This window comes from Citrobacter sp. CK181 (genome assembly GCF_030333595.1).
GTDB classification, from domain to species: domain Bacteria; phylum Pseudomonadota; class Gammaproteobacteria; order Enterobacterales; family Enterobacteriaceae; genus Citrobacter_B; species Citrobacter_B koseri.
The window spans coordinates 535,236-547,597 of the sequence record NZ_JAOWFN010000014.1 but is presented as its reverse complement, the minus strand read 5'-3'; the positions used below and the strand labels follow the sequence as shown (position 1 = coordinate 547,597).

The 12,362-nt window shown below is 54.7% G+C and carries 14 protein-coding genes; 8 read left to right on the top strand and 6 right to left on the bottom strand.

All coding sequences use genetic code 11. The features are described 5' to 3' along the window. Positions 1-150: 150 nt before the first annotated feature. Positions 151-498: an HNH nuclease YajD gene (gene yajD / locus OGW17_RS16120; protein WP_047458501.1), complete on the top strand. Its 348-nt coding sequence runs from the start codon at positions 151-153 to the stop codon at positions 496-498. Between the two features lie 76 nt (positions 499-574). Here yajD and OGW17_RS16115 read toward each other — a convergent pair whose 3' ends face one another. Further along, on the bottom strand, positions 575-1,429 hold the full coding sequence (locus tag OGW17_RS16115; RefSeq protein ID WP_071259908.1) for a nucleoside-specific channel-forming protein Tsx: 855 nt from the start codon (positions 1,427-1,429) through the stop codon (positions 575-577). A 300-nt stretch (positions 1,430-1,729) separates the two neighbouring features. Then, positions 1,730-2,269, bottom strand: a complete 540-nt coding sequence (locus OGW17_RS16110; protein ID WP_071259906.1) for a SadB/YajI family lipoprotein — start codon at positions 2,267-2,269, stop codon at positions 1,730-1,732. A 152-nt stretch (positions 2,270-2,421) separates the two neighbouring features. On the opposite strand from OGW17_RS16110, the gene nrdR reads away from it, so the two are divergent. From nrdR to pgpA, 6 genes are all read left to right on the top strand, one after another. Continuing rightward, a complete protein-coding gene (nrdR, locus tag OGW17_RS16105) occupies positions 2,422-2,871 on the top strand; it encodes a transcriptional regulator NrdR (protein WP_012904816.1) in 450 nt (149 codons plus the stop codon). A gap of 3 nt (positions 2,872-2,874) precedes the next feature. Beyond that, positions 2,875-3,978 (top strand): bifunctional diaminohydroxyphosphoribosylaminopyrimidine deaminase/5-amino-6-(5-phosphoribosylamino)uracil reductase RibD, encoded by a 1,104-nt coding sequence (gene ribD / locus OGW17_RS16100; protein WP_047458495.1) that lies wholly within the window; start codon positions 2,875-2,877, stop codon positions 3,976-3,978. A gap of 85 nt (positions 3,979-4,063) precedes the next feature. Continuing rightward, on the top strand, positions 4,064-4,534 hold the full coding sequence (ribH, locus tag OGW17_RS16095; RefSeq protein WP_001021161.1) for a 6,7-dimethyl-8-ribityllumazine synthase: 471 nt from the start codon (positions 4,064-4,066) through the stop codon (positions 4,532-4,534). A gap of 19 nt (positions 4,535-4,553) precedes the next feature. Then, the gene (gene nusB / locus OGW17_RS16090) at positions 4,554-4,973 is read left to right on the top strand and encodes a transcription antitermination factor NusB (RefSeq protein ID WP_000801129.1); all 420 of its coding nucleotides are present in this window, start codon (positions 4,554-4,556) and stop codon (positions 4,971-4,973) included. 75 nt (positions 4,974-5,048) lie between these two features. Continuing rightward, positions 5,049-6,026 (top strand): thiamine-phosphate kinase, encoded by a 978-nt coding sequence (thiL, locus tag OGW17_RS16085; RefSeq protein WP_012133565.1) that lies wholly within the window; start codon positions 5,049-5,051, stop codon positions 6,024-6,026. Then, on the top strand, positions 6,004-6,519 hold the full coding sequence (gene pgpA, locus OGW17_RS16080) for a phosphatidylglycerophosphatase A (protein WP_012133564.1): 516 nt from the start codon (positions 6,004-6,006) through the stop codon (positions 6,517-6,519). Before thiL ends, pgpA begins: the two co-directional genes overlap by 23 nt. 94 nt (positions 6,520-6,613) lie before the next feature. On the opposite strand, the gene yajO is transcribed toward pgpA, so the two are convergent. From yajO to xseB, 4 genes are read right to left on the bottom strand one after another with little or no spacing between them, the layout of a single operon-like run. After that, a complete protein-coding gene (gene yajO, locus OGW17_RS16075; protein ID WP_024130596.1) occupies positions 6,614-7,588 on the bottom strand; it encodes a 1-deoxyxylulose-5-phosphate synthase YajO in 975 nt (324 codons plus the stop codon). 56 nt (positions 7,589-7,644) lie between these two features. Next, complete coding sequence (gene dxs, locus OGW17_RS16070) at positions 7,645-9,507, bottom strand: 1-deoxy-D-xylulose-5-phosphate synthase (protein ID WP_060815853.1); 1,863 nt, start codon at positions 9,505-9,507, stop codon at positions 7,645-7,647. Positions 9,508-9,539: 32 nt separating this feature from the next. Next, positions 9,540-10,439, bottom strand: coding sequence for a (2E,6E)-farnesyl diphosphate synthase (ispA, locus tag OGW17_RS16065; RefSeq protein WP_047458483.1), 900 nt, complete (start codon positions 10,437-10,439; stop codon positions 9,540-9,542). Beyond that, entirely contained in the window at positions 10,440-10,682 is a 243-nt protein-coding gene (gene xseB, locus OGW17_RS16060) for an exodeoxyribonuclease VII small subunit (RefSeq protein WP_012133560.1), read from the bottom strand. A 195-nt stretch (positions 10,683-10,877) separates the two neighbouring features. On the opposite strand from xseB, the gene thiI reads away from it, so the two are divergent. After that, complete coding sequence (thiI, locus tag OGW17_RS16055; protein ID WP_047458480.1) at positions 10,878-12,326, top strand: tRNA uracil 4-sulfurtransferase ThiI; 1,449 nt, start codon at positions 10,878-10,880, stop codon at positions 12,324-12,326. The last annotated feature ends 36 nt before the right edge of the window (positions 12,327-12,362 follow it).

Sequence of the window (12,362 nt, the reverse complement as noted above, 5' to 3'; positions counted from 1 at the left end):
ATTACTGGAATCCCGGTCGTATGGCCGGGATTTTTTTATCGCTAAAAAAGCCTGCGGTTAAGCGGGCTTCTGCATCCTTCACGGGCAATGGGGTACGCAGAGTGTTAAACTTGCTCATAACCCTACATTCAACGCAGATACAGAGTCACTATGGCGATTATCCCTAAAAACTATACGCGGCTGGAAAACGGCTATCGTGAAAAGGCGCTCAAATTATTTCCGTGGGTATGCGGGCGATGCTCTCGCGAATTTGTTTATTCTAACCTGCGCGAATTAACCGTCCATCATATCGATCACGACCACACCAATAACCCGGAAGACGGCAGTAACTGGGAGTTGCTGTGTCTGTACTGTCACGATCATGAGCATTCGAAATATACCGAAGCCGATCAGTATGGCTCAACCGTTATTGCCGGGGAGGATGCGCAGAAAGATGTCGGTGCTGCGATGCATAACCCTTTCGCTAATTTGAAAGCGATGATGGATCAGAAGAAATAAAAAAGCACCGGCGCGTTGCGCGTTCGGTGCTCTTTCTGTGCCCGGCGTTGTACTGGCCGGGCGGCAAATAAACAGCTTAGAAGTTGTAACCGACAACCAGGTAGCCACCCCAACCGGTAGCTTTAACCGTTTCGGATTGCCATACCGGCTGAGCGCCGTTTTCCCACTGTCCGCCGTTATGGAAGTAACGAGCCACCACAGAGTAGTGCCAGTGATCGTAGTTCAGCGCCAGGATGTGGCTGGATGCGATAGAGTTGCTGGTACGGTACTGAGAGTCGCCCAGATCGGAGCCCCAGTCAAAGTTAGTGAAACCGATGTAGCTCAGGTTACCGCCCCACAGATCGGTGAGTGGCACGAAGTATTTCACTTTGAAACGGTAGCCGTCCCACTCGTTTTCGTTATCAGCCAGGTAGTTCTGCCACTGGTACTTCGCATAGACGTTCAGGGACAGGCTCATCGGCAGACCGGTTTCGATGTCAGTACCCAGACCCATGTACCAGGTGCTCTGACGGCCAGACTTGTTACGACCCATGTCATAGATGTAGTTGTTAGCGAAATACCACTCTTTGAACGGGCCAAAGCTCAGGTCGGCTCCGGTCAGTTTGTCGATAGAGAAACGCGGTTCAATTTCCATGAACAGCGGGGAACCGTGGTTCCAGATACCCTTCGCGTTGGTGTTACCGCCGAAGAATACCGGCGCATCCATATAGCCGTAGAAATCGAACCAGTCTTTTTTCGCGAATGCTTCATATTCCAGATAGGTATCGTTACGGAGCTGCGGCCCGAAACGGGTATGGTAGCTGCCTACGACGTTAACGCTCTGGTGCCACCAGTCTGAAAGGTATTGCGGTTTGTCATTTTCTGCTGCGTTAACAGTAAAGGACGATGAGAGCGCCAGCACTGCACCGGCTGCAAGTAATGTTTTTTTCATATTGTATGCCACTGTTTGAAATCCCTTGAAGGGAATGAAAAAGGCGCAATTTGCGTTTCTAAATATTTCGTGTTTCTGCGGAGCCTATTATAGAAATCATTGCTCACAAAAATATGTCTTGTTTCACAGATCTATCATCTACGTAATCGATTGCGTTCACGTTTGCGTACTTTAAGCGCGGCGATTGTACTGACTTTCATGAATGTTGCCAACTTTTAGCAAAAATTGCGGTGATGTCAGGGGAGTAACAAAAAGCCGGGGAGGGATGTTGCGGAACGCACAAAACGCTCCGCCGGAGGTTTATTGATTAACAGGCTGGATATCGTGAATGCGGACAAAACCTAACTGGTCGGGCGTCAATCCGTTTAATTGTAACGGGATGTCCACATCGCTCGGCGCCAGGATGCTGGCCGGGGCGTTAATCAGTTGATTCTGGACATTCACTTCCTGATAGTTATCCGTGGTGCCCTGAATCTGCCCGTATTCGACAGTACCGCTAAACGCCGGTAACGGATCGTTGGATTCTCCCTGAATGCGCAGCGTCACGCGTGTGCCGTCGGCATTGGGTGCGATATTCACCAGGGACATACGCAACGTACCGATCTGACTGTTCAGGCGGGCAGGCGTTTTTGAACCCGGCAGCAGATAGACCCCGCTGGTGGATTTCGCATTCAACATATTTTGCTGAGTAATCTTCACGGTTTCCTGGTTTAACTGCGCCATTTCCGTATTCAGCGTGCTGACGCTTTGGTTCATCTGGCGAACTTCGCTCTGCTGCGCGCAGGCGCTCAGGCTAAAGAGGCTTCCCACCAGGAGAATTCTTAGGTAACGTCTTGTCATGTAGATTATTTCCTTCATGGTCGCGATACCCTAATGGTAGATCGCAAAGGGGCGTAAGGTATCGATCCTTTGTCTCAAAAGTGCTCCGCCTTTGTTGTCGCGCCAGTTCAGGGTAAAATAGATTTCTGTTAACCACCTGGTCAGGACGCCGTATGCATTGCCCATTCTGTTTCGCCGTAGACACTAAGGTTATTGACTCTCGTCTCGTGGGTGAGGGCTCTTCCGTACGCCGCCGTCGGCAGTGTCTGGTCTGTAATGAACGTTTCACTACCTTTGAAGTGGCAGAGCTTGTTATGCCGCGCGTAGTGAAAAGTAACGATGTGCGTGAACCTTTCAACGAAGAGAAGTTGCGCAGCGGTATGCTAAGAGCGCTGGAAAAACGCCCTGTCAGCTCTGATGACGTCGAAATGGCGTTGAATCACATCAAATCACAGCTGCGAGCCACCGGGGAACGCGAAGTTCCCAGCAAAATGATTGGCAACCTGGTGATGGAGCAACTGAAAAAGCTCGATAAAGTGGCTTACATCCGCTTTGCCTCCGTCTATCGGAGTTTCGAAGACATCAAAGAATTCGGCGAAGAGATTGCTCGCCTACAGGATTAAGCCATGCTGGATGAGTTTTACATGGCGCGTGCGCTGAAGCTGGCGCAGCGCGGGCGTTTCACCACGCACCCGAACCCGAATGTAGGCTGTGTGATCGTCAAAGATGGTGAAATCGTTGGCGAAGGCTACCATCATCGCGCGGGTGAACCGCATGCTGAAGTCCATGCGCTGCGTATGGCGGGAGACAAAGCCAAAGGCGCGACCGCGTATGTCACGCTTGAACCGTGTAGCCATCATGGCCGTACGCCGCCGTGCTGCGATGCGTTGATTGCCGCTGGCGTGACGCGGGTCGTTGCGGCGATGCAGGACCCCAATCCGCAGGTCGCGGGACGTGGGCTGTACCGTTTGCAGCAGGCGGGGATCGACGTCAGCCACGGGCTGATGATGAGCGAAACGGAACAGTTGAACAAAGGTTTCCTCAAGCGGATGCGCACCGGCTTCCCGTATGTGCAGCTCAAGCTCGGCGCATCGCTGGATGGCCGCACGGCGATGGCCAGCGGTGAAAGCCAGTGGATTACCTCCCCGCAGGCGCGGCGCGATGTGCAGCGTTTACGGGCGCAAAGCCATGCGATTCTGACCAGCAGCGCGACGGTGCTGGCCGACGACCCGGCGTTAACGGTTCGCTGGCCTGAACTGGATGCCTCAACCCAGACTCTCTATCCGCAGGAAAACCTGCGTCAGCCGATTCGCATTGTCCTCGACAGCCAAAACCGCGTGACGCCGGAGCACCGTATTGTGCAGCAGCCGGGAGAAACCTGGTTTGCCCGCACACAGGACGATTCCCGCATCTGGCCTGAGACGGTTCGCAGCCTGCGGGTGCCGGAGCATAACGGTCATCTGGATCTGGTGGTGCTGATGATGCTGTTGGGTAAACAGCAGATTAACAGCATCTGGGTGGAGGCCGGGCCAGTGCTTGCGGGCGCGTTGTTGCAGGCGGGCGTGGTGGACGAGCTTATCGTCTATGTTGCGCCTAAACTGTTAGGAAGTGATGCGCGAGGATTATGTGTGCTGCCGGGGCTTGAGAAACTGAGCGAGGCACCCCATTTTAAATTCAACGAGATACGCCATGTAGGCCCGGATGTTTGCCTGCATTTGATTCCCGCGTAAAGGCTTCGAAATAGAGAAGCGGCGCGTCGAGTATTATGATAAAATCCGCCCCCCTGCGGGGCCATATCGAACCCGAAGGAAGAATATGAACATTATTGAAGCTAACGTTGCTACCCCGGACGCTCGTGTCGCCATCACCATTGCGCGTTTCAACAATTTTATCAATGACAGCCTGCTGGAAGGCGCGATTGACGCCCTGAAGCGTATTGGTCAGGTAAAAGATGAAAATATTACCGTGGTTTGGGTTCCTGGCGCGTATGAACTGCCGCTGGCGGCTGGCGCATTGGCAAAAACCGGTAAATATGACGCGGTGATTGCGCTGGGTACAGTGATTCGTGGCGGTACCGCGCACTTTGAATATGTGGCTGGCGGTGCAAGCAACGGCCTGGCGCACGTCGCCCAGGACAGCGAAATCCCGGTAGCCTTTGGTGTTCTGACCACTGAAAGTATTGAACAAGCCATCGAACGTGCTGGCACTAAAGCTGGCAACAAAGGTGCGGAAGCCGCACTGACCGCGCTTGAAATGATTAATGTATTGAAAGCCATCAAGGCCTGATTTTTGTAAGGGGAAATCCGTGAAACCTGCTGCTCGTCGCCGCGCTCGTGAGTGTGCCGTTCAGGCGCTCTACTCCTGGCAGTTGTCCCAGAACGACATCGCTGATGTTGAATACCAGTTCCTGGCGGAACAGGACGTAAAAGATGTCGACGTTCTGTATTTCCGTGAACTGCTGTCCGGGGTGGCGACTAACAGCGCGTACCTGGACGGATTGATGAAACCGTACCTGTCTCGTCTGCTGGAAGAGCTGGGTCAGGTAGAAAAAGCTGTGCTGCGTATTGCGCTGTTTGAACTGTCTAAACGTAGCGATGTGCCATATAAAGTGGCCATCAACGAAGCGATTGAACTGGCGAAGACCTTCGGCGCCGAAGACAGCCACAAGTTCGTCAACGGCGTACTGGACAAAGCAGCACCTGTGATTCGCCCCAACAAAAAGTAATCTCCAGGTCGGATGGTGGCGGGATATATTCCCGCTATCTCCGGCCTTTTCTTTTTTTCTGCTGAGGCATAACGTATGGCATGCGGCGAGTTCTCCCTGATTGCCCGTTATTTTGACCGTGTTAGAAGCTCTCGTCTCGACGTCGAAACCGGTATCGGTGACGATTGCGCTCTCCTGAATATTCCTGAAAAACAGACGCTGGCGATCAGTACCGATACGCTGGTGGCGGGCAACCATTTCCTGACTGATATCGATCCTGCCGATCTGGCCTGGAAAGCGCTGGCGGTTAACTTAAGCGATCTGGCGGCGATGGGGGCCGATCCGGCCTGGCTGACGCTGGCCCTGACGTTGCCGGACGTTGACGAAGCGTGGCTGGAAGCGTTTAGCGACAGCCTGTTTGACCTGCTGAATTACTACGATATGCAGCTGATTGGCGGCGACACCACGCGTGGGCCGCTGTCGATGACGCTGGGTATTCATGGCTATGTGCCCGTGGGACGCGCGCTCAAGCGTTCCGGGGCAAAACCTGGCGACAGGATTTACATCACCGGCACGCCGGGGGACAGCGCCGCTGGGCTGGCGATTTTACAACATCGCTTACAGGTGGCGGATGCGAAAGACGCAGACTACTTGATTAAGCGGCACCTGCGCCCGACGCCGCGTATTTTGCAGGGGCAAGCTCTGCGCGACCTGGCGAATGCGGCGATCGATCTTTCCGATGGCCTGATTTCTGATTTGCGGCATATCGTTAACGCCAGCGGCTGTGGCGCGCGGGTGGATGTGGATGCGCTGCGGTATTCTGAGGCGGTTACCCGTCATGTTGATCCCGGGCAGGCGCTGCGCTGGGCGCTTTCCGGCGGTGAAGATTATGAATTATGCTTCACTGTACCGGAGTTGAACCGTGGCGCGCTGGATGTGGCGCTGGGGAATCTTGGCGTACCGTTTACCTGCATCGGACAAATGAGTGCGGATGTGGAAGGCATCAGCTTCATGCGTGACGGAAAGCCTGTCACTTTTGACTGGAAAGGATATGACCATTTTGCCACGCCATAAAGATGTTGCCAAAAGTCGGCTAAGCCTGCGTAATCCGTGGCACTTGCTGGCTACCGGGTTTGGCAGCGGCCTCAGCCCGATTATTCCGGGAACAATGGGGTCGTTAGCGGCGATCCCATTCTGGTATCTGATGACATTTCTGCCCTGGCAGCTCTACTCGCTGGTGGTGATGTTGGGGATCTGTATTGGCGTTTATCTTTGCCACCGAACGGCGAAGGATATGGGCGTTCACGATCACGGTAGCATTGTCTGGGATGAGTTTATCGGGATGTGGATCACCCTGATGGCGCTCCCTACGATGGACTGGCAGTGGGTTGCCGCCGGATTTGTGATTTTCCGTATTCTGGATATGTGGAAACCCTGGCCGATTCGCTGGTTCGACCGTAACGTACACGGCGGAATGGGGATAATGGTTGACGATATCGTCGCAGGGGTTATTTCCGCCGGTCTGCTTTATTTCATCGGGCACCATTGGCCCATCGGGTTGTTTTAAACCTGTAGGCCCGATAAGCCTAGCGCCATCGGGCGTGGTATGGCCGGATGGCGGCATACATGCCTTATCCGGCCTACATGCTCATCGGGCAATATTATTTAAATCCGACCACCGGGTGCTGTTTATACGGCGTTTCCAGCTCGGCAATCTGCTCTGGCTTCAACGTCAAATCCACCGCGCCGAGCAACTCATCCAGCTGTTCTTCCCGCGATGTACCGATAATCGGCGCAGCGATGCCTGGTTTACTCAATAGCCATGCCAGCGCCACCTGCGCACGCGTTGCGCCAAGATCCTCACTGACGCCCGTCAGACGCTCTGCAATCCGTGCGTCATTCTCATCGCTCTCGCTGTACAGCGTCTTGCCGAACTCATCGGATACCGAACGTGCGGTGGTTTCTCCCCACGGGCGCGTCAGTCGTCCTCGTGCCAGCGGGCTCCACGGAATCACCGCGATCCCTTCGTGATAGCACAGCGGCAGCATCTCGCGCTCTTCTTCGCGATAGATGAGATTGTAATGATCCTGCATACTGACAAACTGCGCCCAGCCGTGCTGTTTTTGCAGCGCCAGCGCCTGGGCAAACTGCGCGGCGTGCATGGAGGAGGCGCCGATATAGCGCGCCTTACCGGCTTTCACCACATCATTCAGCGCTTCCAGCGTCTCTTCTATCGGCGTGTTGTAATCCCAGCGATGAATTTGCAGGATATCCACATAGTCCATACCCAGACGTTTCAGACTGTCATCAATGGAACGCAGGATTTGCGCGCGGGATAATCCTTCTGGCAGGTCGCCGACGCGATGAAAAACTTTGGTGGCGACCACCACTTCTTCGCGGCGGGCGAAATCACGCAGCGCGCGACCCACAATCTCTTCGCTGCTGCCTGCGGAATAGCTATTGGCGGTATCAAAAAAGTTAATACCGCCTTCAAGCGCGCGCTTAATGATGGGGCGGCTGCTTTCTTCCGGTAGCGTCCAGGCGTGATTGCCGCGATCCGGTTCACCGAACGTCATGCAGCCCAGACAAAGGCGAGAAACCCGTAGATCTGTTTTTCCTAAGGTGTTGTATTGCATTGTTCCGCTCCTGTTATACCCGTTATTGATTAAGCATAGCAGGAGCGGGGAGGGGATTATGCCAGCCAGTCCTTGATTTTGGCCTCAATTCCGGCGGCATCCAGACCGAGTTCCGCGCGGGCCTCGTCCTGTGTACCCTGCGGGATAAAGAAGTCTGGCAGGCCGATATTCAGTACCGGAACGACTTTACGATGCGCCATCAGCACTTCGTTAACGCCACTGCCCGCGCCGCCCATAATGGCGTTCTCTTCAAGCGTGATCAGCACTTCGTGACGTTCAGCCATCTCCAGAATCAACGTTTCATCCAGCGGCTTCACAAAGCGCATATCGACTAAGGTCGCGTTCAGGGATTCGGCGACTTTTGCCGCTTCCGGCAGTAGCGTACCAAAGTTCAGAATTGCCAGTTTTTCACCCTGACGTTTGACGAGTCCTTTGCCGATCGGCAGTTTTTCCAGCGGCGTCAGTTCCACGCCAACGGCGTTGCCACGCGGATAACGCACTGCCGTTGGGCCATCGTTATAGTGATAGCCGGTGTACAGCATCTGGCGGCACTCGTTTTCATCGCTCGGCGTCATAATGACCATTTCCGGGATGCAGCGCAGGTAAGAAAGATCGAACGCGCCCTGGTGCGTCTGCCCGTCAGCGCCGACGATACCGGCGCGGTCGATAGCAAACATCACCGGCAGTTTTTGGATCGCGACGTCATGCAGCACCTGATCGTAGGCGCGTTGCAGGAAGGTGGAGTAGATCGCCACGATCGGCTTATAACCACCGATTGCCAGACCGGCGGCAAAGGTCACTGCATGCTGCTCGGCAATCGCCACGTCAAAATAGCGGTCGGGGAATTTACGTGAAAACTCCACCATGCCGGAACCTTCGCGCATTGCCGGGGTGATTGCCATCAGCTTGCTGTCTTTGGCGGCGGTTTCGCACAGCCAGTCGCCAAAGATCTTTGAATAGCTCGGCAGGCCGCCGCTGCTTTTTGGCAGGCAGCCGCTGGACGGGTCGAATTTTGGCACCGCGTGGAAGGTGATTGGATCTTTTTCCGCCGGTTCATAGCCACGACCTTTTTTGGTCATGATATGCAGGAACTGCGGGCCTTTCAGATCGCGCATGTTCTTCAGCGTGGTAATCAGCCCCAGCACGTCGTGACCATCGACCGGGCCGATATAGTTAAAGCCCAGTTCTTCAAACAGCGTGCCTGGCACGACCATGCCTTTGATATGTTCTTCGGTGCGTTTGAGCAGCTCTTTGATTGGCGGCACGCCGGAGAACACTTTCTTCCCGCCTTCACGCAGGGACGAGTAGAGCTTGCCGGAAAGCAGCTGCGCCAGGTGGTTGTTCAGCGCGCCGACGTTTTCCGAGATCGACATTTCGTTGTCGTTGAGAATGACCAGCATGTCCGGCTTGATATCGCCCGCGTGGTTCATCGCTTCAAACGCCATCCCGGCGGTGATCGCCCCGTCGCCAATGACGCAAACGGTGCGACGGTCTTTGCCTTCTTTTTCTGCGGCGACCGCAATGCCAATGCCTGCGCTAATGGAGGTAGAGGAGTGGCCGACGCTCAGTACGTCGTATTCGCTTTCACCGCGCCACGGGAAGGGGTGCAAACCGCCTTTCTGACGAATGGTGCCTATTTTATCCCGACGCCCGGTGAGAATTTTGTGCGGATAAGCCTGATGCCCCACGTCCCAGATTAACTGGTCAAACGGGGTGTTATAGACATAGTGCAGCGCCACGGTGAGCTCCACCGTGCCCAGCCCGGAGGCGAAATGTCCGCTGGAACGACTGACGCTGTCGAGTAAATAGCGGCGCAGTTCGTCGCAGAGTTTCGGCAGACTCTCTTTTGGTAGCAGGCGTAACTCCGAAGTGGAGTCGACCAGTGCCAGGGTCGGGTATTTGGCTATATCAAAACTCATCAGAGGCCTATTAAGTAAGACTTGTTGTTTGTTTATTTATCACGCTGGATTATGTAGTCCGCTAGCGCTTCCAGTGCCGAGGTATCGAGTGAGAGGTCTGCCAGCTGCGTTAACGACTGACGGGCGTCTTCGATCAGATCCCGGGCTTTATTCCGGGCTTGCTCAAGGCCCAGAAGTGCAGGGTAGGTACTTTTGCCAAGTTGCTGGTCAGCACCCTGACGTTTACCCAACGTTGCAGTATCGCCCACCACATCCAGAATGTCATCCTGGACCTGGAAGGCAAGGCCGATACTTTCTGCGTACTTATCGAGTATCGGCAAGGCGTTTCGTCCGTTTTCTCCGGCACTTAGCGCGCCAAGACGAACCGCAGCGCGAATCAGGGCGCCCGTTTTATGACGATGGATACGCTCCAGCGCCTCCAGCGGCACCTGTTTCCCTTCGGCATCAAGATCCAACGCCTGGCCACCGCACATTCCGGCGATGCCGCTGGCGTTCGCCAGTTCAGAAATCATAGCAATGCGGTCGCGGTCGGCCACTTCCGGCATCGGGGCATCGCTGATGATAGAAAACGCCAGCGTTTGCAGGGCATCTCCGGCCAGAATGGCATTCGCTTCGCCAAATTTGACGTGGCAGGTCGGCAGACCGCGACGCAGGTCGTCGTCGTCCATCGCGGGTAAATCGTCATGAATCAACGAATAAGCGTGAATGCACTCAACGGCGGCTGCCGGGGCATCCAGCGTGGACAGGCTTACGCCAAACATCCTGCCCGTTGCGTAAACCAGGAACGGGCGCAGACGTTTACCGCCTAATAATGCGCCATACTGCATGGTTTCGACCACGGGAGTGTTCTGAAAGGGCAGTGGTGCGATAAAACGGCTCAGCGCCTGGTTGGCCTGCTCGACGCAGGCCTGTAGCTGCTGCGAAAAATCCATTTACTCATTATCCGGTGTAAAAGGCTCAGGAGATGCATCTTCATTGTCAGACAGCAGAATCTGCACACGCTGTTCGGCCTGTTGCAACTTTGCCTGCCCCTGACGCGCCAGCTGCACGCCACGTTCAAATTCGTTCAGCGCCTCTTCCAGCGGCAGGTCGCCGCTTTCCAGACGGGTAACAATCTGTTCCAGCTCGCTCAGCGCTGTTTCAAAGCTGGCGGGCGCCTCATTTTTCTTCGGCATAATGAATATCTGACTCTCAATATTTTCAGCTCTGATATGGTAACGGACTCAGAGCAATTATCAAATAACGCGCAATGTGCACAGGACGACCATGATGGTGGTATACTTCCGCGCCTGGATGCAGCTTCATGTATGGGCTGCTGTACTCTTTTCTCCACGACAAGCCTTGATGCTTGCTTAAGAACCATTGCCGCCATGAAGTTTATCATTAAATTGTTCCCGGAAATCACTATCAAAAGCCAATCTGTGCGTTTGCGCTTTATAAAAATTCTGACCGGGAACATCCGTAACGTGTTAAAGCACTACGATGAGACCCTCGCCGTTGTTCGCCACTGGGATAACATTGAAGTTCGCGCCAAAGATGAAAATCAACGCCTGGCGATTCGCGACGCGCTGACCCGTATTCCGGGCATCCACCATATTCTCGAAGTCGAAGATGTGCCGTTCACTGATATGCACGATATCTTTGAGAAAGCGCTGGTGCAGTATCGCGATCGGCTTGAGGGCAAAACCTTCTGTGTGCGCGTTAAACGTCGTGGTAAGCATGAGTTTAGCTCCATTGAGGTGGAACGTTACGTCGGCGGCGGTTTAAACCAGCATATTGAATCGGCGCGCGTGAAGCTGACCAACCCGGATGTGACGGTACACCTGGAAGTGGAAGACGATCGTCTGCTGCTGATTAAAGGCCGTTACGAAGGTATCGGCGGTTTCCCGATCGGCACCCAGGAAGATGTCCTGTCGCTGATCTCCGGTGGTTTCGACTCCGGCGTTTCCAGCTATATGCTGATGCGTCGCGGCTGCCGCGTACACTACTGCTTCTTTAACCTCGGCGGCGCGGCGCATGAAATCGGCGTTCGCCAGGTGGCGCATTACCTGTGGAACCGCTTTGGCAGTTCGCATCGCGTGCGTTTTGTCGCCATCAACTTTGAACCGGTGGTCGGCGAGATCCTCGAAAAAGTCGATGACGGTCAGATGGGCGTGGTGCTGAAGCGTATGATGGTGCGCGCGGCGTCGAAAGTGGCGGAGCGCTACGGCGTACAGGCGCTGGTGACGGGTGAAGCGCTGGGGCAGGTTTCCAGCCAGACGCTGACTAACCTGCGTCTTATCGACAACGTTTCCGATACGCTGATCCTGCGCCCGCTGATCTCTTACGACAAAGAGCACATCATCAACCTGGCGCGCCAGATTGGTACGGAAGATTTTGCCCGCACGATGCCGGAATACTGCGGCGTTATCTCGAAAAGCCCGACGGTGAAAGCGATCAAGGCGAAGATTGAAGCGGAAGAAGAGCACTTCGACTTTAGCATTCTCGATAAAGTGGTTGAGGAAGCGAGCAATGTCGATATTCGCGAAATCGCCCAACAGACCGGGCAGGACGTGGTGGAAGTGGAAACCGTCAGCGGCTTTGGCCCGAACGACGTGATTCTGGATATTCGCTCCGTTGATGAGCAGGATGACAAACCGCTGAAAATCGAAGGCGTGGATGTGGTTTCTCTGCCGTTCTACAAGCTGAGTACGAAGTTTGGCGATCTCGACCAGAACAAAACCTGGCTGCTGTGGTGTGAGCGCGGCGTGATGAGCCGTTTGCAGGCGCTCTATCTGCGTGAGCAGGGCTTCCAGAATGTGAAGGTGTATCGTCCGTAATTGTTAGCATGATTGCAGGCCTGATATGCATCGCGC